The organism is Psychrobacter sp. PSP, from assembly GCF_024085615.1.
Lineage (GTDB): Bacteria > Pseudomonadota > Gammaproteobacteria > Pseudomonadales > Moraxellaceae > Psychrobacter > Psychrobacter pacificensis.
Genome location: NZ_JABLTF010000014.1, coordinates 33,357 through 56,400 on the forward strand (window position 1 = coordinate 33,357; position 23,044 = coordinate 56,400).

The 23,044-nt window shown below is 45.7% G+C and carries 21 protein-coding genes and 2 riboswitches; of the genes, 12 read left to right on the forward strand and 9 right to left on the reverse strand.

Annotated features, from left to right (window positions below):
- Window positions 1-179: 179 nt before the first annotated feature.
- The 6 genes from HL061_RS03660 to HL061_RS03685 all read left to right on the forward strand — a co-directional run bounded on the left by HL061_RS03660 (window position 180) and on the right by HL061_RS03685 (window position 6,962).
- Window positions 180-1,412 (forward strand): RtcB family protein, encoded by a 1,233-nt coding sequence (locus tag HL061_RS03660; protein ID WP_071001870.1) that lies wholly within the window; start codon window positions 180-182, stop codon window positions 1,410-1,412.
- A 75-nt stretch (window positions 1,413-1,487) separates the two neighbouring features.
- Window positions 1,488-2,216, forward strand: a complete 729-nt coding sequence (locus tag HL061_RS03665) for a hypothetical protein (protein WP_071001871.1) — start codon at window positions 1,488-1,490, stop codon at window positions 2,214-2,216.
- Window positions 2,217-2,227: 11 nt separating this feature from the next.
- Window positions 2,228-2,686, forward strand: coding sequence for a DIP1984 family protein (locus tag HL061_RS03670; protein WP_071001872.1), 459 nt, complete (start codon window positions 2,228-2,230; stop codon window positions 2,684-2,686).
- 343 nt (window positions 2,687-3,029) lie between these two features.
- Window positions 3,030-4,133: an RNA 3'-terminal phosphate cyclase gene (gene rtcA, locus HL061_RS03675; RefSeq protein ID WP_093068163.1), complete on the forward strand. Its 1,104-nt coding sequence runs from the start codon at window positions 3,030-3,032 to the stop codon at window positions 4,131-4,133.
- A 121-nt stretch (window positions 4,134-4,254) separates the two neighbouring features.
- Window positions 4,255-6,078, forward strand: a complete 1,824-nt coding sequence (locus HL061_RS03680; protein ID WP_093068160.1) for an FMN-binding glutamate synthase family protein — start codon at window positions 4,255-4,257, stop codon at window positions 6,076-6,078.
- A gap of 74 nt (window positions 6,079-6,152) precedes the next feature.
- On the forward strand, window positions 6,153-6,962 hold the full coding sequence (locus HL061_RS03685; protein ID WP_071001875.1) for a phosphodiester glycosidase family protein: 810 nt from the start codon (window positions 6,153-6,155) through the stop codon (window positions 6,960-6,962).
- Window positions 6,963-7,118: 156 nt separating this feature from the next.
- Here the strand turns inward: HL061_RS03685 and HL061_RS03690 are convergent, their stop codons facing one another.
- From HL061_RS03690 to HL061_RS03705, 4 genes are all read right to left on the reverse strand, one after another.
- Entirely contained in the window at window positions 7,119-8,342 is a 1,224-nt protein-coding gene (locus HL061_RS03690; protein ID WP_071001876.1) for a VWA domain-containing protein, read from the reverse strand.
- Window positions 8,343-8,399: 57 nt separating this feature from the next.
- Window positions 8,400-9,254, reverse strand: coding sequence for a MoxR family ATPase (locus HL061_RS03695; protein WP_083328837.1), 855 nt, complete (start codon window positions 9,252-9,254; stop codon window positions 8,400-8,402).
- A gap of 302 nt (window positions 9,255-9,556) precedes the next feature.
- Window positions 9,557-10,225: a hypothetical protein gene (locus HL061_RS03700; RefSeq protein WP_227674256.1), complete on the reverse strand. Its 669-nt coding sequence runs from the start codon at window positions 10,223-10,225 to the stop codon at window positions 9,557-9,559.
- A 276-nt stretch (window positions 10,226-10,501) separates the two neighbouring features.
- Complete coding sequence (locus tag HL061_RS03705) at window positions 10,502-10,822, reverse strand: YcgL domain-containing protein (protein ID WP_071001878.1); 321 nt, start codon at window positions 10,820-10,822, stop codon at window positions 10,502-10,504.
- Between the two features lie 260 nt (window positions 10,823-11,082).
- A riboswitch (glycine riboswitch) is annotated at window positions 11,083-11,221 on the forward strand.
- A gap of 66 nt (window positions 11,222-11,287) precedes the next feature.
- A riboswitch (glycine riboswitch) is annotated at window positions 11,288-11,432 on the forward strand.
- 165 nt (window positions 11,433-11,597) lie between these two features.
- On the opposite strand from HL061_RS03705, the gene gcvT reads away from it, so the two are divergent.
- The 4 genes from gcvT (at window position 11,598) to gcvP (ending at window position 17,330) form a co-directional block, all read left to right on the forward strand.
- Window positions 11,598-12,779, forward strand: a complete 1,182-nt coding sequence (gene gcvT / locus HL061_RS03710; RefSeq protein WP_071001879.1) for a glycine cleavage system aminomethyltransferase GcvT — start codon at window positions 11,598-11,600, stop codon at window positions 12,777-12,779.
- A gap of 117 nt (window positions 12,780-12,896) precedes the next feature.
- The gene (gcvH, locus tag HL061_RS03715; protein ID WP_071001880.1) at window positions 12,897-13,277 is read left to right on the forward strand and encodes a glycine cleavage system protein GcvH; all 381 of its coding nucleotides are present in this window, start codon (window positions 12,897-12,899) and stop codon (window positions 13,275-13,277) included.
- A gap of 311 nt (window positions 13,278-13,588) precedes the next feature.
- Entirely contained in the window at window positions 13,589-14,347 is a 759-nt protein-coding gene (locus HL061_RS03720) for a nitroreductase family protein (RefSeq protein ID WP_212564370.1), read from the forward strand.
- Between the two features lie 85 nt (window positions 14,348-14,432).
- Window positions 14,433-17,330: an aminomethyl-transferring glycine dehydrogenase gene (gcvP, locus tag HL061_RS03725; protein ID WP_093068138.1), complete on the forward strand. Its 2,898-nt coding sequence runs from the start codon at window positions 14,433-14,435 to the stop codon at window positions 17,328-17,330.
- Window positions 17,331-17,443: 113 nt separating this feature from the next.
- Here gcvP and HL061_RS03730 read toward each other — a convergent pair whose 3' ends face one another.
- Window positions 17,444-17,827, reverse strand: coding sequence for a hypothetical protein (locus HL061_RS03730; RefSeq protein WP_093068134.1), 384 nt, complete (start codon window positions 17,825-17,827; stop codon window positions 17,444-17,446).
- Window positions 17,828-18,176: 349 nt separating this feature from the next.
- Here HL061_RS03730 and HL061_RS03735 point away from each other — a divergent pair, with 349 nt between their 5' ends.
- Both HL061_RS03735 and HL061_RS03740 read left to right on the forward strand, forming a co-directional pair.
- The gene (locus tag HL061_RS03735; protein ID WP_227674255.1) at window positions 18,177-18,881 is read left to right on the forward strand and encodes an alpha/beta fold hydrolase; all 705 of its coding nucleotides are present in this window, start codon (window positions 18,177-18,179) and stop codon (window positions 18,879-18,881) included.
- A gap of 54 nt (window positions 18,882-18,935) precedes the next feature.
- Window positions 18,936-19,094 (forward strand): hypothetical protein, encoded by a 159-nt coding sequence (locus tag HL061_RS03740; protein ID WP_156770969.1) that lies wholly within the window; start codon window positions 18,936-18,938, stop codon window positions 19,092-19,094.
- Here HL061_RS03740 and HL061_RS03745 read toward each other — a convergent pair.
- The 4 genes from HL061_RS03745 to HL061_RS03760 all read right to left on the reverse strand — a co-directional run bounded on the left by HL061_RS03745 (window position 19,087) and on the right by HL061_RS03760 (window position 22,972).
- Window positions 19,087-20,421 (reverse strand): HRDC domain-containing protein, encoded by a 1,335-nt coding sequence (locus HL061_RS03745; RefSeq protein WP_335725902.1) that lies wholly within the window; start codon window positions 20,419-20,421, stop codon window positions 19,087-19,089. The genes HL061_RS03740 and HL061_RS03745 overlap by 8 nt on opposite strands.
- A 136-nt stretch (window positions 20,422-20,557) precedes the next feature.
- Window positions 20,558-21,151 carry a recombination mediator RecR gene (recR, locus tag HL061_RS03750; RefSeq protein ID WP_071001884.1) on the reverse strand — a complete coding sequence of 198 codons (594 nt, stop codon included), beginning with the start codon at window positions 21,149-21,151 and terminating at the stop codon, window positions 20,558-20,560.
- Window positions 21,152-21,269: 118 nt separating this feature from the next.
- Window positions 21,270-21,599 carry a YbaB/EbfC family nucleoid-associated protein gene (locus tag HL061_RS03755; protein WP_025651278.1) on the reverse strand — a complete coding sequence of 110 codons (330 nt, stop codon included), beginning with the start codon at window positions 21,597-21,599 and terminating at the stop codon, window positions 21,270-21,272.
- An 80-nt stretch (window positions 21,600-21,679) separates the two neighbouring features.
- A complete protein-coding gene (locus tag HL061_RS03760; RefSeq protein WP_071001885.1) occupies window positions 21,680-22,972 on the reverse strand; it encodes an O-succinylhomoserine sulfhydrylase in 1,293 nt (430 codons plus the stop codon).
- Window positions 22,973-23,044 lie beyond the last annotated feature (72 nt).

Below are 23,044 nucleotides of genomic sequence, written 5' to 3' on the forward strand. Positions count from 1 at the left end.
TATATTTTTATTTACTTGATTAAAGTCCATTTTTTTATAAAAAAAGAATTTAAAATGTTTTTTATTATTCAATATCAAATGCTTATAAAAATAAAAACTATCTTTCCCAAAAACTGGCACACCCTTAGCAGTATATAAAGTACAGACAGAACATTTTTATAAAAAACTAAGGAGACACTATGCAGCCTATCAATCACAATATCATTCAAGACGGTGGCACCCCTATCCGCCTATGGACCAAAGGCGTGCCTGTCGACCCAAAAGCCCACGACCAGCTGATTAAAGCCTCACAGATGCCCTTTATTTATAAGTGGCTCGCGGTGATGCCTGATGTCCATGTCGGTATCGGTGCGACCATCGGTACGGTGCTGCCGACCAAAGAAGCGATTATCCCAGCAGCGGTCGGCGTGGATATCGGCTGCGGCATGATGGCGGTGCAGACCACGCTGTCCGCAGATGATTTGCCCGACAACCTGCACGGTCTGCGCACCGAGCTGGAAAAAGCCATTCCGCATGGACGCAGCAAGACACGCGGTCGCGGCTCGCGCCGTGACGTGGGCGCGTGGGCGAACCCTGATGATACCGTGATGAATGGCTGGGGTACGCTGGTCGATGATTTTAATTATCTGACCCAAAAGCATCCCAAACTAAAAAACACCAACAATCTAAAGCATTTGGGCACTCTGGGTACAGGCAATCACTTTGTTGAGGTGTGCCTTGATGAGACCAATCAGGTGTGGATTATGCTGCATTCAGGCTCACGCGGCGTGGGCAATGCCATCGGGCGCTACTTTATTGAGCTGGCGCGTGAGGACATGCGCAAATGGTTTATTAACCTGCCTGATAAAGATTTGGCGTATTTTGCTGAGGGGACTGAACATTTTGACGATTATTGGTTTGCGGTTGGCTGGGCGCAGCGCTTTGCCTTTAAAAACCGCGAAATCATGATGGAAAAAGCCATCCAAGCGCTACGCACCATCGTGCCAAAACCGTTCGATGCTGCGGTAAAAGCGGTCAACTGTCACCACAACTATGTGGCAAAAGAAGAGCACTACGGCGAGGAAGTCTTTGTCACGCGTAAAGGCGCAGTGCGCGCACGCGTCGGCGAATACGGCATCATCCCAGGGTCGATGGGCGCAAAATCCTTTATCGTCAAAGGTAAAGGCAACGAAGAATCGTTTTGCTCTTGCTCGCATGGCGCAGGTCGCGTGATGTCACGCACTGAGGCGAAAAAAGTCTTTACTATTGATGACCAAATCGCCCAAACCAAAGGCGTAGAATGTCGTAAAGACGCAAACGTGATTGACGAAATCCCAGCGGCGTACAAAAATATTGAAGACGTGATGAGCGCACAAAGTGACTTGGTGGAAGTGGTACATACCTTGCGGCAAGTGGTTTGTGTGAAGGGTTAAACCAAAATATTTAAAAAAATCAGTTAATTATATTACTTTAACCTATATTAATTAATCCAAAAAATAAGGCTAAATATGATTCCCCAGACATTTATTGAAACAGCAGGTGATATTCTAGGTAGCACCGAGAAAGGCTTATCAGGCTCTAAAATTGCTAGTTTATTTGCAGCATACGCAGTTGACTATAACACTGATATTCCTTATACAAGTTATCCCTTTACAGTATCCACACCTAATAAAAGGTATGCCTTAAAGAAAAACTTAAGCTCGTTTAACCCTAAACAACAATTTAAAATCATAAAAGAACTTTGCGAGCATCCGGAAATTAAAGACTTACCTGAAGTTAGAGATCTTAAGATCAAGCTGTTGACACGCTTTAAAGGTTTGAATACTGACATAGACACGGTCAATGAAATTTTAGTAGATGAAACTAGATTTTGGTTAGATGACTATACTAAATCCCTAGAACAATATAACTATGCTTTAGAAAAATATAAAGGAAATATATTTGAGAGAAACTTGTTAGATGACCTTCGACTATCGTTAGAGCTATTAGTAAAAGAAATACTAGGAAATTCCAAGTCTTTAGAAAATCAGCTTACTGATATTGGTACATTTATTAAGAGGAATAATGGCTCCCGAGAACTAGTAAATATGTTTGTAAAGCTAATTGATTATTTTACTAAGTATCAAAACGATTACGTCAAACATGACTCTCAAGTTATCGAAGAAGAAGTTGAGTTTATCCTTGAAATAACCTCTTCATTTATGAAACATTTCATTAGAATGAAAAATAGAATTTAAGGAAAACTAAAATGAAACTCGCAGAAGCCCTACTTATCCGCAGTGATATGCAAAAAAAGCTGGCGCAAATCAAAGGACGCATTCGCAGCAATGTAAAAGTCCAAGATGGCGATACGCCAAGCGAAGACCCCAATCAGCTATTGATGGACGCAAGCCAGCTGATTACCGAGCTGTCCGCGCTTATCGCCCGTATCCAGCGTACCAACGCGGTGGCGCTGACGGACAACAATCAATCGATGCTGGCGCTGCTCGTTGAGCGCGACACCCTTGAGATGCGCCACAAGCTATTGACCGAGTCGATAGCCGCGACCGAAACCGAGGTCGATCGCTATAGCCCGCGTGAGATTAAATGGCAAGTGATGGTCTCGGTCGGCGCATTGCAAAAGCAGGCGGACGATATTGCCATGAAGCTACGTCAGCTTAACATTGTCATTCAAGCCAACAACTGGCAAATTGACCTTGTGGACTAGGCGCTTACCTAGCTCATTAAACCTTTTTTAGCTTTGTCTGTCTGATAATGGACAGACCACCCTTTTGAAATCGACTGGGCGAGTGTCAGACCCCGCGACCCACAGCAGGGGGTTGAAAATATACTGTCGTGGCTGCTACGCGTTGTGGGCAGGCGCATTTTTTACCACTTATGCCCCGCACATGGCACTTGGCACAATGCACCATTTAGACCTTACCACCAGACACTGACAGTCGGTTTCAATCTTATTTTAAATGCGACCCGAAAAGTATTGGGAAGCATTTTATTATGCCCATTAACGACACTACCAATCAATAGTCTTACAAATCATAAAGACATTTATCATGCCAGCATCAACACGTAAAGCCCTAAAAATCGACGGCAGCACAGGCGAAGGCGGTGGACAAATCATTCGTACGGCACTGTCATTATCGATGCTCACAGGCACACCGATTGAAATCACCAATATTCGTGCTGGACGCGCCAAACCCGGATTGATGCGTCAGCATTTGATGTGTGTACAAGCGTCACAACAGATATCAAACGCTAGCGTATCGGGCGCTCATTTAGGTAGTATGGCGTTCACCTTTACGCCAAGCACCGTGCAAGCGGGCGATTATACCTTCGATATCGGCTCGGCAGGCAGTACCAGTCTGGTGTTACAGACGCTACTGCCTGCCCTACTCTTTGCCAATGCTGACTCAAGCAACAAGTCCACCGTTACCATCATAGGCGGCACGCACAATCCGTTAGCGCCAACCACCGACTTTTTGCAGCACGCCTTTGTGCCGCTACTTGCCAAGCTCGGCATGCAGGTCGAGATTGAGTGCGTGCAAGCGGGCTTTGCCCCTATCGGCGGCGGCGCGATTAAAGCAACTGTTGCGCCATTTGTGCGCCGTGCTAATGCTTCACGATTAGACCTCACGGAACGCGGTAAGCTTGTCAGCACGGAGCTGGTCGCAAGCGTGCTCAATCTAGAATACGATATCTGCCTGCGTGAGCTTGCCAGCGCCAAAGCCGCGTTGATTGAAGCGGGTATGGATGAGGCGCTTATCACAACACGCGGTAATAAATTATACGGCATTGGTGAAGGCAATACCTGCTATGCAAAAGTCACTCACGAGAGTATTAGTATCCAAAATCACAAAGAATATCACTCTGAAATATTTACATTACTAGGAGAAAAACGCAGCTCAGCAGAAAAGATAGGTGGTCGTTTGTCAGGCTTAGTAAAGCGTTATTTGTTTGACACCGATGCGCTGATTGATGAATATTTGACCGATCAGCTGCTATTACCGTTAGCCTTAGCAGGCGGCGGTGCGTTTAGCGCGCGGGTTATTAGCGAGCATAGCAAAACCCAAGCATGGCTCATTGAGCAGTTTTTACCCGTTGCGATCACGTTTGATGCTATAGAGGATGAGCAAATATTAGTCAGAATCACCTGCTAAAATTTGCCAGCATTAGTATACTGTTACCCAATGATACCGACTTGGCGATAGCATCAGTGTATGATGTACGCGACAAATTTGAACGTATTATCTATATTTACAGTGACTGTTGAGCCTCGTTATGCCTGAATCCCGTACCAATCTGAACCCTGAACCCAAAACCAGCTCGCCGTATTTTGTCGGGCTGCTGCTGCGCTATAGCACACTGGGTGCAGCCATTTGTCTATTATTAGCCGGATTGCTGCTGATGCACGGTTGGCTAATTGTGATTGGAGGTTTTGGCGTAGGACTCGGTATTTATGATCTGATTCAGTCCAAGCATTCAGTGCTAAAAAACTACCCGATAGCAGGACATATACGCTACGTACTAGAGGATTTTCGTCCTGAGATTCGTCAGTATTTGCTTGAAGATGACAAAGAGCAGGTGCCATTTTCACGCCAGCAGCGCGCGCTAGTGTATCAGCGGGCAAAGAACGTCAGCGATACCAATGCGTTTGGTACGCTAGACAATCTTTATACTCATGGTAAAGAATGGTTTTTGCAATCCGCCGTTAGCCAGCCGTTAGAAAACAAAGACTTTCGTATCACTGTTGGCGGCGAGCGTTGTAAGCAGCCGCATGATATGTCGGTATTCAACATCTCCGCGATGAGTTTTGGCAGTCTGTCCGCAAACGCCATTATGGCACTCAATCAAGGCGCAAAAATAGGCGGATTTACACATGATACGGGCGAAGGCGCGATCAGCCCTTATCATCGTAAGTTCGGTGGTGATCTGATTTGGGAGTTAGGTACAGGGTATTTTGGCTGCCGTGATGCCGAAGGCAATTTTGACCCACAGTCTTTCGCCGAAAAAGCTGTCGATCCACAAGTCAAAATGATCGAGATCAAGCTGTCGCAAGGTGCCAAACCGGGTAAAGGCGGCGTGTTGCCATCGAGCAAAATCACTCAAGAGATTGCCGATACTCGCCAAGTGCCGACGGGTCAAGACTGTATTTCGCCCGCTTCGCACACCGCGTTTAGTACACCGCGTGAGCTTGTCGCCTTTTGGCAGCAGCTACGCGAATTATCTGGTGGCAAGCCTGTTGGCTTCAAGCTATGCGTGGGTCAGCCTTGGCAGTTTATGGCGATTGTCAAAGCCATGATCGAGACGGACAACTATCCTGATTTTATTGTTATTGATGGTGCCGAAGGCGGTACAGGTGCGGCGCCTGTTGAGTTTATGGACAATGTCGGCATGCCGATGGTCGAAGGGTTTTTGCTTGTTCACAATACTTTGGTCGGTGCAGGCATTCGTGACAAGATCAGACTTGGCGTCAGTGGCAAGATTGTCTCAGGGTTTGATATTGCACGGATGATTGCGCTAGGTGCCGATTGGTGTAACTCGGCGCGTGGCTTTATGTTTGCGGTTGGTTGTATTCAGTCGCGCTCTTGCCATACCAATACGTGCCCAACGGGCGTCGCTACCCAAGACCCTTACCGTCAAAAGGCGCTCGATGTCCCTAGCAAAGCAGAGCGTGTGGCAAGCTTCCATAAAAACACACTCAAATCATTGGCCAGTATCGTCGGCGCGGTGGGCTTACAGCATCCGAGTCAGCTACAACCTTATCATATCGCCCGCCGTCTAGATGACGGGCAGATTAAGCTACTGTCTAAGTTTTTCTACTTTACGGATAAGGGCGCATTACTTGATAATAGCGCGCGTGCGGATATTTTCAATCAAATGTGGGTGATGGCCAATCCTGATAGTTTCTTAGCCAATAATGATGCGCTCATTGCTTATAACAAAGACTCTCGTGATAAAGGTAAAGAGACTGGCGCACCAACCGAACATCGCGCTGGATACAGCTCCCCCTACAGCACCGATCATACGATCACAACCGATGGCGGGCAGCTCATCGGCAATGTGAATAACACCTTCCGTGACTATCCGCCCAGTAGCGACTAAAAGCGAGTACCCAAGATTTATATATGAATCAGTAGCAAACCACAAATACCACTATGTTAAAAGACGTGTGATTGATGCCAACCTCCATTTTGACCTTATTGTTATCATTGATAGTGCTTGCGCTTGGCCTTAGCGCTTGCCAGCAGACCAATACTGAGACTGTCAATAGCGACACAGACAACTGGTCATGTCAGACAAAAGACTCGCCATTTACTTATAGCGTGTGCCGCGTGGATGCAAGTGGATTAACAAGCGATCGTTATTCACTGCAGCTGTTTTGGCAAGCCTCTAATGACCAATCACTACTAACCTTTGATACGTTGCTATCTACTTTACCAAAGACTGAAACTCTAAACTTTGCCATGAATGCAGGAATGTACAACGAAAACTATGCACCAATTGGTTACACCGTCATCAAAGGCAAAGAAGTCAAATCGCTCAATCTAAAAGAAGGTGGTGGCAATTTTCATTTATTACCCAATGGCGTTATGTGGTGGGACAAAACTGGTCACGTACAAATCACCGAAAGCCACGCTTTAGATGAACAGATAAACAATGGCAACGCACAGCCTTGGTATGCGACGCAATCTGGTCCTATGCTAGTCATCAATGATGAGATACATCCCGAGTTCAATCCTGATAGTACCTCCATCAAACTGCGTAATGGTGCAGGCATTTGTGACGATGGCAGCATACAATTCGTCAATACAGATGAGCCTGTGACGTTTTATCAGTTTGCGACTCTATTCAAAGACGAGTTAGATTGTCCAAATGCGCTGTTTTTGGATGGCGGCATTGCCTCAGCACTGTATGCACCCAGTATCGATAAGCAAGACAAAAAAGAGATGGGCGTAATGATTGGACTGGTTGAAAACAAAAGCTAGCATCTATCGTCACCATAGCATTTGTCACTAATATGCCTTCTCAAAATTGGCACTACTTAACATAAAAAAGCATTTAAATTAACATAAAAAAGCACTTAAAACGATCACATCGTCTTAAGTGCTTTTTTCATATTACTCGTCCAATGTAGACTAATACTACCGCGCCATGTACTGGGTCATTTCCTCAACACCATGCAAGGTCATCGGATACATCTTATCTTCGAATAGCTTTTTGATCTCAACGATGGTTTGCGTGTACTGCCAATAGCTTGGGGTTTCAGGATTGAGCCACGCCACTTTATCAAAATGATCAAGTACACGCCTTAGCCATACAATACCGGCTTCATTGTTCATATACTCGACACTACCGCCCACGGTCATCAGCTCATAGGGCGACATCGATGCATCACCGACGAAGATGACGCGATACTCGCGCCCATATTTATTGAGTAGCTCAAACGTTGGCATCAGTGCGCTATGGCGACGATTATTGTCTTTCCATACATAGTCATATAGGCAGTTATGAAAATAAAAGAACTCTAATGTTTTAAATTCATTCTTTGCCGCAGAGAACAATTTCTCAAGTGCTTCAACATGGATATCCATACTACCGCCTACGTCAAATAGCATTAATACTTTGACACGGTTGCGGCGCTCGGCTTGCATATGTATGTCAAGCACGCCCTTTTTGGCAGTACGTTTAATGGTCTCATGAATATCGAGCTCGTCAGCGCTGCCTGTGCGCGCAAACTGACGTAGGTTGCGTAGTGCCATTTGGATTTGGCGGGTACCAAGTTGATTATCATCATCAAGATTGCGATATTTACGCTGCTCCCAGACTTTCGCCGCGCTACGTTTACGCGATTCACCGCCGACGCGCACCCCTTCTGGATGGTCGCCATAAGCACCAAATGGCGAGGTGCCACCTGTCCCCACCCATTTACTACCACCTTGGTGACGCTCTTTTTGCTCTTGTAACCGCTCCTCTAACGCTTTCATCAGCTCCTCAAGCGAGCCGTATTTTTTGAGCAGGCGTCTTTGCTCTTCGGTTAAGTTTTTTGGATCGAGCTTTAGATCGAGCCATTCTTTAGGCACATCGGTCAGCTTAGCCAACAGCGCATCCATATCAAGGCTATCCACCCCTTCAAAATAGTCTGCCATTGCCCGATCAAATTTATCAAAATGGCGCTCGTCTTTGACCATGCACAGCCGAATCAGCCGATACATATCCTCACGGCTCGCAAAAGTCGCCAGTGCTGGATCTTCAGGATGCGGCTGCATCATCAGGCCCTTATCTAACGCGGCATTAAGATCAAGCAGCTCACGCGTACTGACTGGTACGCCGTAAGTCCGCAAGGTATAGAATAGTTTTATGAACATAAGAGACGCACCACTGATTGACGTAAAACAAAAAAAGCACTGAACACTTAGACGCGCTTAACGACGCATCATATTGGCAAAACGCTGTAGTAAATTCACATCGGCTTCGTTTTTCAGCAATGCACCGTATAATGGCGGAATGGATTTTTCGCCGCGTAAGTTTTCTTCTAACTCATCCTGCGCCATGTCATCAGCGAGCAATAACGTCAACCAATCGACCAATTCAGACGTTGATGGTGGTTTTTTAAGGCCTTGGATATTGCGCAGCTTGTAGAATATATCCAACGCGTCGTTGACCAATTTTTCCTGAATATCGGGGAAATGCACCTCTATGATTTGGCGCATGGTTTGCTCTTCTGGAAAGTCGATGTAATGGAAGAAGCAACGACGCAAAAACGCATCGGGCAGCTCTTTTTCATTGTTTGATGTAATGATTACTACTGGACGCTGCGCGGCGGTAATGGTCTCGCCCGTCTCATACACATAAAACGACATCTTATCGAGCTCATGCAGCAAGTCATTAGGGAACTCGATATCGGCTTTATCGATCTCATCGATTAGTAGTACGCTGCGCTCGGTGCTAGTGAAGGCATCCCACAGCTTGCCCGGCTTGATGTAATTGCCAATCTCATAAACCTTGTCATCACCCAACTGCGAGTCACGTAGGCGCGATACCGCATCGTACTCGTATAAACCCTGCTCGGCTTTAGTCGTCGACTTGATGTGCCACGTAATCAGTGGCATCCCTAGACTCTCAGCAACCTCTTCGGCAAGTAAGGTTTTGCCCGTACCAGGTTCACCTTTGATAAGGAGCGGCTTTTGTAATGTCATGGCCGCATTCACTGCCAGTTGTAAATCGTCTGTGGCGATATAATTTTGAGTGCCGGTAAAGGTTTGCTTGTTCATAATCAGGTCTCGATTGTTGTTATAGATAAATTGTTATGAATATATGGTTATAAATAAGTAGAACTAAAAATTTGATAATGAATAAAAGATAAATTAGATTAGCACAGCCTGAGGCATTGCCAAAATACTCATGCGTTCGCCTTTGTGAGCAATGGTTGGGTGCCTCTCATAATTCTCAATAATTCATAAGGTTGCCAGACGATTTGGCATAAAAAAAGACACGCATGGGTGTCTTTTTTTATCATTACTCGATTACTTTACTGGCTCGCCTGCTTATTTATTACACCGTACAAACAGACTTCAGCGTTTTAGCGATTGTCAGCATCAGTATTCTTAGACAAGCCATTCTGTTTTTTTAAGTCAACATGACTTTTAGTATTACTGCTCTCAGGCTTAGCGGCTAGGGCCGTATCATCAGACTGCTCAGTCAACGTAGAACCTTCTGCCAAATAACTGCCGGTCGTCAGTTGCATTGTCGCTTGCGTATCCTCTGCCGTACGGCTGCGGGCTTTGTCCAAGCTCGATGCGAATGCGCCGCGTATCAGCTGCCACATAAAACCGATAAACAAACCGATGACCAGTACCACCAATATTGGCAGCATATTGGCAATCGCGCCTGCAAAGTCCTTCATCATAACAGCGTAGACGACGCTGATACTGGCTGGTGCAATTTCACTAGAGTCACCAAGCGCTGTGCCGGGTGCCAATAACACTGCAAACAGTATCATCCAACTCATACCGCCCAGTGGTTTTGGCAATATGCGAGCGACTAGCAACCATAACACCAATACCAAAATGGAACCACCAAGATACGCATACATTGGCAAATCGGCGGGCGGTACATCTTTCACCATTTGGCCCCACCAAATAGCAATCTCACCGAGAATGTCACTAATAGATTCTAATGGTAAGCTGTGCAAAATATTTTTTAACCAATCCATACGTGTTTCACTACCTGCGTTTATCACCGTTGACACGTTATGTGCCTAGCAGTGTATGGTGCGTTCTGTCGTACCAAAATAAGATCAAATACAGTATCGATGCACACATCATGTGCGTTTCTATCTGTATTTTTTTATGTGGATGTCATGGGGTGTCAGTTTATCACGACTTTCTACCCAAATGCATGTGACCAAATGTGTCATGAGTGTTTTGTCCATGGCATTGTAAAGACCATTCTCTCAATCATCTTGCCACAACCGTCTTATCAATAAGCGTACCAATCGTCAATGTTATCTAGTGGTAAAATGTATCTAGTCGTAGATATTGTCCTGCGCTTCACGAGCGCGTAGCTCTGCTTGGCGGCGCATGACATCTTGCGGTGGCATCTGCACAAAATAACCTTGGGACGCTAGCTTTGCCAGTACTTCTTCTTTATCAACACGCGCCAGAGTGGGCGTCGCCGCCAAATCAAGATGCATGACAAACTGGCTACGGCCCAACCCTGCACGAAAGTCCTTTGGCAGTACGCCAAGCCAATCTTTGATCTCATCGGTATCATCAGGATATTCAGGGCGCGCAATATATACATACATGTCGTCATGTTTGGGAAATTTATAAATATCGCAATGCATAAAAACCACCTATCAGAAACTATGGTCGTAGGTTAGCATATTTCAGGCAAACACCAGTAGTCGCTTTGCGTGTTGCTATGGTAATTTTTGCGCCCATACATCATTTTATTGATTCTCAAAACGGCTGATAGAGATAAAAAACACTATCTTGCTAAGCGTCTTTGGTGAGCAAATGTCCTAATGAGCACACATTTTTGCCAAATTTATTTGTTTTAATGGCGGTGATGACTTGTAAAAGCGCTTTGAACCTTTCATAATAAAAGCGTTTTTCAGGAGAGAGTCTGTCGGCACAGATTTTGTATCAAACCCTATTGGTGATACAAACTGACAACTGCCATACGACCACCGAAGGCGCATCCACCCTGCCAATCGCTCAGGTAAAAGGACTGAAAAACACATGTCACTGTTGTTTGGTAGTGTTTGCTAGCATCACGCTCATAGCGCACTACTTTATCAAACGTCAGACATAACAAATCTGGAGAGTGGTAAGAACGGACGACGTCTTACCCACCGAAGGGGAGAAAATACGCAATCATTCATTGGAGCTTTATATAATTGCTCACAAATGAGGCGTGTTGAAAATCTCAGGTCACAGGACAGATAGGGCTTTAGCTTAAACCGACGTTCAGCGTCTGTTTGGCCTACGTCTTTATCTTTGCTTTCTGTGTCACCCTTTGATGTAATATTGCGCCTTGCAATATTGCTTCTCGCTACTTTTACGTTGCACACCACTCTACTCTATCGAGTACGACTGATGTACACATAAGGATTTGTTATGACTGATACCCACTCTCAAGACTCTAGCAACACCCAAACCCCTAAGCGCACCCCTTTTTACCAGTCTCATCTTGATAGTGAGGGCAAATTGGTCGATTTTTCTGGTTGGGAATTGCCAATTCATTACGGTTCACAAATCGAAGAGCACGACGCGGTACGGACAGATGCCGGTATGTTTGATGTCTCACATATGGTTGTCACAGATATCAAAGGCGCAGATACTAAAGCATGGCTCCAAAAACTACTCGCAAATGATGTCAACAAACTCACTACCGCTGGTAAAGCGCTGTACTCTGGCATGCTCAATGAGCAAGGCGGCGTCATCGATGATTTGATCGTCTATCTGATGAATGCAGAGGAAACTGAGTACCGTATCGTCTCCAATGCAGCCACTCGTGACAAAGACTTAGCACAGTTTAATAAAGTCGCTGAAGGCTTTGATATTGCGATTACCGAGCGTCCTGAGCTTGCCATGCTCGCCGTTCAAGGGCCAAATGCTATTGAGAAACTGGCTCAAGCCAAACCAAACTGGGCAGATACCTTAGCTGGGCTAAAACCTTTCGTTGGCGCTGACTTGACCGATATCGAAGGCACCGATTGGTTTGTGGCTCGTACTGGCTATACTGGTGAAGATGGCGTCGAAGTCATTATGCATGCCGATGATGCCCCTGCTTTTTTTGAGCAGCTAAAAACAAATGGCATCAAACCTGCCGGTCTTGGCGCACGTGATACCTTGCGTATGGAAGCGGGCATGAACCTATATGGCCATGACATGGATGAGAATGTTAGCCCTTATGAGTGCAATATGGGCTGGACGCTTGCACTAAAAGACGATCGCGCCTTTGTCGGTCGTGACGCTTTGGTCAGCAAACGCAAGCAGGCAAAAGAAGACAACACCGCTATGAAGCAAGTAGGTCTGCTATTGACCACGCGCGGCGTATTGCGTGAAGGCATGACAGTGACTATCAATCAGGGCACTAACAATGAGCAAACTGGCCTTATCACCAGCGGTACATTCTCCCCTAGCCTAAAAAACTCCATTGCGATTGCTCGCGTGCCTGCCAGCTTATCAGAAGATGATCACGTACAGGTCGATCTACGCGGCAAAGGTAAATTCGTCGATGTACGCGTATTAAAGCTGCCTTTTGTCCGTAACGGCAAGCAACAGTTTGACTCGTAGGTCTTATAAATCTTATTATTAGAGCGCATTGTCGTTTTAGACATAATGATAAAAACGACGACACGCCCAGCCTCCATTATTTTTGTTAATTAACCTCTATCATTTAGGAGAGAGACCATGAGCAACATCCCAGCAGAGCTAAAATATATTGCAAGTCACGAGTGGCTGCGCCTAGAAGACGACGGTACGATCACTGTTGGTATCACTGACCATGCTCAAGACCTATTGGGTGATGTGGTGTTTGTTGAGCTACCAGAAGTGGGCGATATTATCGCTGTTGACGACGAAATCTCAGTTGTTGAATCAGTAAAAGCCGCCTCTGACGTATACGCGCCTATCTCAGGCGAAGTCATCGCTATCAACGAAGCACTAGAAGATGATCCTGAAATCATCAACTCTGACCCATATGGTGAAGGCTGGTTCTTTAAAGTGAAGCCTGACAACATCGCTGACTATGAAGCACTGATGACCGCTGACGAGTACGAAAGCGAATTATAATAACCACCTCTGTATAGCAGAAAGACAGTAGCCAAACCAAAATAGCAGCCAAACTTGTAGATACTGGCAAAAGCGGGTATCTACATCTCCTATTTGATACCCCTTTCTTATCAGCAAGGTTGATTCATAGATGACGCCTTTGATAACAAAGCAGCTTTATATATAGACCACCAAAAACCATTATCGTCCGATGTTATTGCTCTCAAGCGTTATCTCATTGACTCGTATTGATCACCTCTTCGAATTCCAATGAATACGTGCTATCAATAACGACGCAAACTGATAACCCAATTCTCAGCATGGATCCTAATATGAATACCAACACCGATAATAAAGACCCCATCGCCACACCAAACCATACACCGCAGCTACAAGCCTTTCGCGATATCGTAGAATCACGCCGTTCCGTGCGCCGTTTTACTGACACGCCCATCCCTGACGACGTACTGGCAGACTGTCTGCGTTTGGCCATGCTAGCACCAAACTCTAGCAACCTACAGCCGTGGGAGTTTTATGTTATCGATGATGCTGATAATCGCAAACGCGCCATCAAAAACTGTATGAACCAAAACGCGGCAAAAACATCGGCGCGCTTAATCGCTATCGTTGCTCGCACCGACATCTGGCATGAGCATGCTCAGCAAATATTGCGCGAATACCCTGATCAGCCAGTCCCTAAGAAAGTGAAAGACTACTACAACAAAGTCGTCACGCTGGACTTTTTGCGCGGTCCTGCCAATGTGATATCCGCTGCCAAATGGGGCGCCACGCAAGTGGTCAGACGCGTCAAAGGCCCTCTCAAATCGCCTTACTATACCTTTGAGGATACCAAAAACTGGGCAACCAATAACACCGCGCTTGCTGCCGAAAACCTAATGTTGGCACTACGTGCTCATGGTTTTGATAGCTGTCCTATGGGCGGCTTTGATGAGCCTGCCATGAAAGCGTTGCTCAATCTTAGCGACGACCATCATATCGTTATGATGATTGGCGCAGGCGAGCGTGCTGACAATGGCGTTTACAACACCCAATTCCGCTTTGACCAAAAACAGTTTGTGCATTACGTATAACGTACCGCTCACAGTGTTTCCTTAACTGCTCACAATGTTTTCTTAATTGCTATTTTGTTTATTACTCCCTTAACCAAGGATTGTCATGACTATCTCTCAAAACCCATCGTTTGATACCTTTCAAGGATTGTTCAACGAAGCTGAATTTGTCTATCGCCACTTAGGTTCGAACGAAACCAAGCAAGCTGACCTACTCAGCGCTGTTGGTTATAAAGATATGCAAAGCTTTATCAATGACACTGTGCCTGAGCCGGTACGTTTGCACAAAGAATTGGATTTGCCAGTGGCAATGAGTGAGCATGCGGCACTTGCCAAACTACGCACGATGGCAGATGACATCACCGTCAATAAGAGCTATATCGGTCAAGGCTACTCTCCGGTTCGTATGCCTGCCGTCATTCAGCGTAACGTCCTTGAAAATCCAGGCTGGTATACCGCTTATACCCCTTACCAAGCAGAAATCGCTCAAGGTCGTTTGGAGGCATTGCTGAACTTCCAACAAGTTTGTATCGATTTGACTGGTCTTGAATTAGCTGGTGCGTCACTGCTTGATGAAGCAACGGCAGCAGCAGAAGCCATGGCGATGTCAAAGCGTGTAAGTAAAAGCAAGTCAACGCAGTACTTCGTCGATGAGCGCGTCTATCCACAAACGCTAGATGTCATCAATACTCGTGCGAAATACTTTGGTTGGGACGTGGTCGTGGGTGATTTTGAAACGGCCAAATCAGGCGACTATTTCGGTGCGCTATTCCAGTATGTTGGCGTAGAAGGCGACGTTAAAGACTTAACAGACGTCATCGCGGCCGTAAAAGAAAACAAGACTTACGTCAGTGTCGTCAGTGATATCATGAGCTTGGTGTTATTAAAATCACCAGCCGATATGGGTGCGGACGTAGCACTAGGTAGCACACAGCGTTTCGGTATTCCAATGGGCTTTGGTGGCCCACATGCTGCTTACTTTGCATTCTCTGATAAAGCAAAACGCTCAGCACCTGGTCGTATCATTGGCGTATCTAAAGACGCACAAGGCAATACCGCATTACGTATGGCGCTACAGACGCGTGAGCAGCATATCCGCCGCGAAAAAGCCAACTCAAACATCTGTACTTCGCAGGTATTGCTCGCCAATCTCGCTGGTATGTATGCCGTCTATCATGGCCCAAGTGGCGTGAAGCGTATTGCGACTCGTATCCATGCGTTTGCCACCGCCTTTGCTGATGCCATCACAGCAGCGAATGACAGCAGCTTAAGCGTGGTACACGATCAATTCTTCGATACAGTCGTGGTTGATTGCGGCTCAGAGAAGCTAGCTACGCAAATCTTTAAAAATGCAGACAACGTTGGCTACAACTTATGGCGTCTAAGCGACACCAAATTGAGCGTTGCCTTTAGTGAAACCAGTGATCAGCAAGATTTTGGCGTATTGACTCAGTTATTCGTCAACAAGTCACACGATCTACCTGAAACCGCTCGCATCTCACTTGACAGCGCACACCTGCGTACGGATGACATCTTGACTCATCCAGTATTCAACTCGCATCATACCGAGCATGAAATGCTACGCTACCTAAAGTCGCTTGAAGACAAAGATCTAGCGATGAACCGCAGCATGATTTCACTAGGCAGCTGCACCATGAAGTTGAATGCCACCAGTGAGATGCTACCGATTACTTGGCCTGAGTTTGCCAATGTGCATCCATTCGCACCGCGTGACCAAGTCACAGGCTATATTGCGATGATCGATAGCTTACAAGATCAATTAAAAGCCATCACTGGTTTTGATGATGTCTCTATGCAGCCAAACTCTGGCGCTTCTGGTGAATATGCTGGTCTGCTCGCGATTCGCCGTTATCATGAGTCATTGGGCGAAACCGATCGCGATGTGTGCCTCATTCCAATGTCAGCGCACGGTACCAACCCTGCTACTGCCATGATGATGGGTATGAAAGTCGTCGTGGTCAAAACCGATGAAAACGGCAACGTTGATATTGAGGATTTAACCGCCAAGTGTGAAGAGCACAGCGAGCGTTTGGGCGCTTTAATGATCACGTACCCATCGACTCATGGCGTGTTTGAAGAAGGCATCCGTCATATCTGTGATTTGACTCACAAGCACGGTGGTCAGGTCTATATGGATGGCGCCAACATGAATGCTCAGGTAGGCATGATGCAGCCTGCAGACGTTGGTGCTGATGTACTACATATGAACCTGCACAAAACCTTCTGTATCCCGCATGGCGGCGGCGGTCCAGGTATGGGTCCTATCGGTATGAAGGCGCATTTGGCACCATTCATGGCAAACCATACGCTAAGCCCTGTGCATAACGCGCAAAAAGACTGCTCAGCGGTATCGGCTGCGCCTTATGGTTCAGCGAGCATCTTACCTATCTCATGGATGTATATCACTATGATGGGCCGCGATGGCCTACTAAAAGCAACCGAGCTTGCCCTGCTAAACGCTAACTATGTAGCCGCCCAGCTAAAAGACCACTACCCTGTATTATATACAGGTAAAAACGGCCGCGTGGCTCACGAATGTATCATCGATATTCGTCCGTTAAAAGAAGAGACTGGCATCACTGAAAGCGATATTGCTAAGCGCTTGATGGATTACGGTTTTCACTCACCAACGATGAGCTTCCCAGTCGCAGGCACACTGATGATTGAGCCCACAGAGTCTGAGTCTGTCGAGGAGTTGGATCGTTTTATCAGTGCGCTGAAATCTATCAAAGCTGAAGCGATGAAAGCAAAAGCGGGCGAAGACAACTGGACGCTAGAAGACAACCCATTGGTCAATGCACCGCATACGGCTGCTATGATTACTAATGAAGAATGGACGCATCCATACAGCCGTGAGACTGCTGCGTTCCCACTGCCTTACATCCGTGCAAACAAGTTCTGGCCAAGTGTGGCACGCGTCGATGATGCGTACGGTGACAAGAACCTTATGTGTTCTTGCCCAAGTATCGAAAACTATATGTAATGATCATTTTCGATAACTGCTCGTTTATTTTATAAAAAACCGCCAAATCAGTCGCTGATTTGGCGGTTTTGTTTTATGCATGCATTGTTAAATTTTGACACTATCAATGAGACTTAACCGCCCAACCATCCTTTATTCAAGCCACAGTCTATCCAGTTCACTTTTATCTGATCTGTAATATTAGCATTGGGATAAGTAAACGCCGCACCACCAAGATAAAGCGCATCGCCGACCTTATAGGACTTACCTTCAAATAACATAATCTCTTTATCCGCCTCCCACGAAAAGAAAGTATTCGCTAATACTAATAAAAGAGTATTGTCCTGTGTCATTACTTCTTCATTATCTCTAGTTAAAGCAAGATAGTTATTAATAACTGTCAAATATCCCGCTGTCATCGCTGTAAATCGACCATCATATTTAGTTGGGGACCAAGTAGCAATTTGTAGAGGTGTCTTAGCTGGTATAGGTTCGCTTACTACTATCATTTCTGGCATCTCCACCTTAACAATTAGTGCTCTATCTACTCTATATAGTCAATCCTAAATAAAACAGATACATTATATATCAAGGTGGAACTGGTCTAAATTCTCCTTTCGTGCTGTGCCTACGCTGCTCGATGCTGCGTAAAATTTATCCCAGTCCCACTGTATCGTTTTTATACTGAATTCACTATAAGTAGTACAACCTGACAGCGAAAAAATAGCTAATATTGAAATTAAAAATTTAGATAATTTGACAACCCTTACCCCTAAAGCGCTAATATAAGATGTCTGTCTATCCGCTCATTTTTATAAACAAGCGTCGATAAAAAAATCTTATAATGCTACTCATTTGGATATTGTTATGCAACAAAAAGACATGGCACAAAAAGCGCCTAAACGAAAAAACCTTGTGATTTTGATACATGGTTTGCATCAAACGACTTGGATGATGCGTCCATTAGCGAAGCGTTTACAAGCGCAAGGTTTTGCCACCCATCAATACAGCTATCGCAGCATGCGCGACGGTATCAAAACCAACAGCCAGCGACTACATGAGTGGCTGAGTGCCAACCACAACCCTGATCAGCCAATAGATTTGGTCGGTCATAGCTTGGGTGGATTGATTATTCGTGATTTTTTGGCCAATTATCCCAAGTGGCAAATTGGGCGCTGCGTCACGCTGGGCACGCCGCATGTGGGAAGTGTTTGCGCGGATTACGTATGGCGTTTGAGCCCTTTAATTGTAGGACGATCTTATGCTGATGCGCTCGATGGTACAGCGACGTCCTGTCCTGAACATATTCATATAGGCGTGATTGCAGGCGATAAACCGCGCGGCTTAGGACAACCTTTTTTGCAATATCATAATCGCAAACTGAATAAAGAAAGCGAATCAGCAGCCACAGAAAACTGTGCTCATGATGGTACAGTTTACGTCAGCGAAACACGTCTTGACTGCGCCAACGACCATATCGTACTGCCTGTGACCCATACAGGCATGCTGGTCGATAAAGAAGTGGCTCGGCAAGTGATTTACTTTTTAGAAAATGGTGAGTTTGAACGCTAGGGCATATTTTTAATACCTAAAATGCTCTAGATGACAGCGAATAATGGAATAGATATGACCGAGCAAAAGTATAAGCAAGATTGTCAAAACGGCCATTTATCGATAGAGAGAAAATTGATGCTGCCATTGATTGATTTAAAAAAAATTGATTTAAAAAACAAGCAATGTGAAATTAGGCATCAATTTTTTGAGTTGGCTGTATTTGCTATCTAATACCCATCCCTTGCTGCAATTCAGTTTTATGCTTGCTGATCACTGGAATCAACGTCTGGACGACCCAGTCATTGCGCCAACCTTTGAGACCTTGTGGCAGTTCGCTGAGATTTTTATCAAGAGCAATCACTTCATACAACTGTCCTAGCCATTTTTTGCGCATTAAAACGCTGCTAGGCATGCCGATAGCCTTAGCGTGATCATCAATCGCTTGCTGCACTGCTTTTGACAGGATTTTGTTTTTTGAGCGATATGGCGGCACAAGACAAGCTGGATGCTCGGCAGGTGGTAGGTTTTTGGCGTTTCTTATTATCTTAAGCAGCTCTTCACCATAGAGACGCAGCATACTACGGTGCATCGTCGTTTTGTGCGCCAGCTCACGCATGCTGTTTGGTTTTTCAGTGACGATCTCGCGTACCGCTTGCTTTTTGATGATAAACGTACGCGGCTGATTGGTCGCACGTGCCAGCTCTTCTCGCCACGTCGCAATCCCTTTGAGTATCGCCATTTGCTGTGAGTTATAGCGATAATCTGCCATCGTCAGATACATCGCTTCATCTTCGACGTGCTGCAAGTCATACAAATCACTGGCGTAGAGCTGACAATCCGCCCAGACGTAATCGTATAGGCCTTGTGCCTTAAGCGCATGTTCGATACTGAGATACAGCGCTGGCAAATAACGCACATCATCGATGGCATATTGCTCTTGCTCGTCTGTCAACGGGCGCTGGAGCCAATCAGACTGACTGTGCTCTTTATCGATATGCATATCTAGCTGATCTGCCAATGCCTGCTGATAGCCCATTTGTAATTGACCGGTTAAATAAGACAACGCAATTTGCGTATCAAAAATATTGGTCAATGGTGGACAACCAGATAGCAGATAAAAAATGCCTAAATCTTCGCCGCAAGCATGCCAGATGGCCACATCGACTTGGCGCAAGGCCTCCCACAGCTCAGACAGTTGCAACTCAGGCGCATCTAGTAAATACACGTGATTACCCGTATTTAACTGTACGAGTGCCAAACGCGGATAGTAAGTGTCGCGTTTGATAAACTCAGTATCTAGTGCGACGCGGCCACAAGTTGCCAAGGCATTGATCACCTCAGCCAATTGGTGCTGCTCACGCACCCATGTGACATCAACAGCATCAGCGACATCCAACAGTGCATCGATATCAATTGCATCAACATCCAGTGCATCATCATTTGATTCCGAAGGTGTCGCCACTGATGTCATCTCAGTATTAGCTGCTTTTTGTGATGAGTTATCAGTAATCTCAGAAGGGTTTGATTTGACTGAAGCGTTTGAAACGTTGTTGGACACGGGCAGATACCTGCATAAATAGGAGAAAATAAAACGCGATACTGCGTCTTAATAAAATGAAAAAGGAGAACAATAATAAAGCAATTATAACAATTTCACGAAATGAAATGGGTAAGACTTTGATGTCAGCAAAACCTTATAAAAAAGAGCGGTTTTGCATGGCTTGACCCAGCGTCATACTATCTAGATACTCAAGCTCGCCGCCCATCGGTATCCCTTGTGCCAAACGTGTGACTTTATTGACATGACGACTGACGGCCTCGCTAATAAAATGTGCGGTGGTCTGGCCTTCAACCGTCGTACCTGTTGCCAGTATAATCTCTTCAACAGGCTCTTGTTTGACTCGCCATACCAGCTGATCAATATTTAAGTCATCTGCACTGATTCCATCAATCGGGGATAAGTGTCCGCCAAGCACAAAATAGCGACCACGATACCCTGCCGTTTGCTCGATTGCCATCACATCTGCTGCTGTCTCGACCACACACAGCAGCCCATCATCACGTCTAGGGTCTTGGCATAGAGGACACACCGCTTCATCACTAAAGCTATGACAGCGCTGACATTCAACGATATCGCGCATGGCTTCATCTAGTGCTTGGGCAAGCGCCATGCCTTGCGGACGTTTTTTACTAAGCAAATGTAGCGCCATTCGTTGGGCACTTTTTTGACCGACGCCTGGCAATATACGCAGCTGTTTGACCAGCTGATCAAATTTGGCTGTAAGCAAAGTGGCTTTCCTTTAGTTGACTTTATTTAACTAAATTTATAAATCGTAGCTATAAAAATGGGGTCGTATCGTGCCGATAACAACCCCATTTTTGTGTTCAGTCTAAAGTATTTAATGCTTAGAACATACCTTGCATACCTGGTGGCAGACCCATACCTGAGGTCGCGCCAGCCATGGTTTCTTCGTATAGCTCATCCGCTTGACGCACCGCATCATTGATAGCGGCAGCGATAAGATCTTCGATCATATCTGGCTCATCTTCTAGCAGACTTGGATCGATGGTCAAACGCTTGACCACATGGCGACCAGTCATGGTGACTTTAACCAGACCACTGCCCGCTTCTGCTTGAACTTCTTTGTTCGCAAGCTCTTTCTTAGCATTTTCAACGTTTGCTTCTACTTTCTTTTGCATCGTTTGTGCTTGTTGCATCAATGCTTGAATGTTCATAGCTGCCTCTTTGTCTTATAATAATAAATGGGATACTTTAAAGTGTAAAATAAAATACTGACGGCATTATACCGCTATCTTTACAAACTGTCTAAACCACGCGCCAAATCTTTGATAATATCTTCGACATCTTCCAAACCGACTGATAGACGAATCAGACCGTCTTTCACGCCAGCTTCAGCACGCGCCTCAGGGGTTAGGCGAAAATGCGTGGTCGTCGCAGGATGCGTAATCGTGGTTTTTGCATCGCCCAAGTTGTTGGTGATAGAGACCATTTGAGTCGAGTCAATCACATGCCAAGCCGCTTCTTTCGTATCGCGGCTGTCAGATGCTTTGACTTCAAAACCCATGATAGCACCGTAACCGTCTTTCATATGATGCTGGCGTGTGGCGAGCTCATGTGCAGGATGGTCACTTAGGCCGGAGAAATGTACGGTACTGACATTAGGATGATTGACCAAAAATTCTGCGACTTGATTGGCATTGTTACAATGCGCTTGCATTCGGAGTTTTAGCGTTTCAAGCCCCTTGGTAAATACCCAAGCATTAAACGGGCTCATGCTGATACCGCCTGAGCGCACTACGGTAAACGCTTCTTGCATGAGTTTGTCACTACCAACCAACGCCCCGCCAAGTACTCGGCCCTGACCGTCTAAGTACTTGGTCGCAGAGTGAATAACGACATCGGCACCCAAATCTAGAGGGCGCTGCAATGCTGGCGTGGCAAAGCAGTTATCAACGACCAGTAGTATGTCATTGGCTTTGCAAAGCGTGCTCAAATAACCGATATCGCAAATCTGCGCCAGTGGATTACTTGGGCTTTCACAATAGATCACTTTGGTGTTTGGTTGAACGGCATTGGCCCATGCCTCATTGTCAAAGCAATCAACATAGCTAACTTCAACGCCAAACTTGGCCATATAGTTATTAAACAGCCCAATAGACGAGCCAAATAACTGATTGGCAGCGAGCAGATGGTCACCCGCTTTTAGATATGCCAAGCACATGGTCAGGATTGCACCCATACCAGAGGCCGTTGCAACCGCACGTTCACCGTTTTCTAGCGCGGCGAGACGACGCTCAAAAGTACGGACGCTTGGGTTGGTATGACGAGAGTAAACGTTTCCTGTCTTTGTACCGTCAAAATGTGCCGCAGCATCAGCGGCTGATTGATAAACATAAGAGCTGGTCGTAAAAATCGGCTCTGAATGCTCGCCCTCATCGGTACGATGCTGACCTGCGCGCACGGCGATAGTTTGCATACCGTAATCTAATCCTAAATCTAAGGCATCGTTACGCCAGTTTGGATCTAACCCATCGTTTGAGTTTTTTTGGTTCAAATTATTCTCATCTTTCGTTTGCGACTGACTCATAGACGTTCCGTTGCTTTGTTTTGGTTGGTATAAAAGGACTGCTTATTTTTTTGATTATTAAGCAAATTCATC

What these genes read in the sequence shown, in the direction of transcription:
- HL061_RS03660 (WP_071001870.1), top strand. Translation starts at nt 180, where the DNA reads ATGCAGCCTATCAATCACAATATCATTCAAGACGGTGGCACCCCTATC.
- HL061_RS03665 (WP_071001871.1), top strand. Translation starts at nt 1,488, where the DNA reads ATGATTCCCCAGACATTTATTGAAACAGCAGGTGATATTCTAGGTAGC.
- HL061_RS03670 (WP_071001872.1), top strand. Translation starts at nt 2,228, where the DNA reads ATGAAACTCGCAGAAGCCCTACTTATCCGCAGTGATATGCAAAAAAAG.
- rtcA (WP_093068163.1), top strand. Translation starts at nt 3,030, where the DNA reads ATGCCAGCATCAACACGTAAAGCCCTAAAAATCGACGGCAGCACAGGC.
- HL061_RS03680 (WP_093068160.1), top strand. Translation starts at nt 4,255, where the DNA reads ATGCCTGAATCCCGTACCAATCTGAACCCTGAACCCAAAACCAGCTCG.
- HL061_RS03685 (WP_071001875.1), top strand. Translation starts at nt 6,153, where the DNA reads ATGCCAACCTCCATTTTGACCTTATTGTTATCATTGATAGTGCTTGCG.
- HL061_RS03690 (WP_071001876.1), bottom strand. Translation starts at nt 8,342, where the DNA reads ATGTTCATAAAACTATTCTATACCTTGCGGACTTACGGCGTACCAGTC.
- HL061_RS03705 (WP_071001878.1), bottom strand. Translation starts at nt 10,822, where the DNA reads ATGCATTGCGATATTTATAAATTTCCCAAACATGACGACATGTATGTA.
- gcvT (WP_071001879.1), top strand. Translation starts at nt 11,598, where the DNA reads ATGACTGATACCCACTCTCAAGACTCTAGCAACACCCAAACCCCTAAG.
- gcvH (WP_071001880.1), top strand. Translation starts at nt 12,897, where the DNA reads ATGAGCAACATCCCAGCAGAGCTAAAATATATTGCAAGTCACGAGTGG.
- HL061_RS03720 (WP_212564370.1), top strand. Translation starts at nt 13,589, where the DNA reads ATGAATACCAACACCGATAATAAAGACCCCATCGCCACACCAAACCAT.
- gcvP (WP_093068138.1), top strand. Translation starts at nt 14,433, where the DNA reads ATGACTATCTCTCAAAACCCATCGTTTGATACCTTTCAAGGATTGTTC.
- HL061_RS03730 (WP_093068134.1), bottom strand. Translation starts at nt 17,827, where the DNA reads ATGCCAGAAATGATAGTAGTAAGCGAACCTATACCAGCTAAGACACCT.
- HL061_RS03735 (WP_227674255.1), top strand. Translation starts at nt 18,177, where the DNA reads ATGCAACAAAAAGACATGGCACAAAAAGCGCCTAAACGAAAAAACCTT.
- HL061_RS03740 (WP_156770969.1), top strand. Translation starts at nt 18,936, where the DNA reads ATGACCGAGCAAAAGTATAAGCAAGATTGTCAAAACGGCCATTTATCG.
- HL061_RS03755 (WP_025651278.1), bottom strand. Translation starts at nt 21,599, where the DNA reads ATGAACATTCAAGCATTGATGCAACAAGCACAAACGATGCAAAAGAAA.
- HL061_RS03760 (WP_071001885.1), bottom strand. Translation starts at nt 22,972, where the DNA reads ATGAGTCAGTCGCAAACGAAAGATGAGAATAATTTGAACCAAAAAAAC.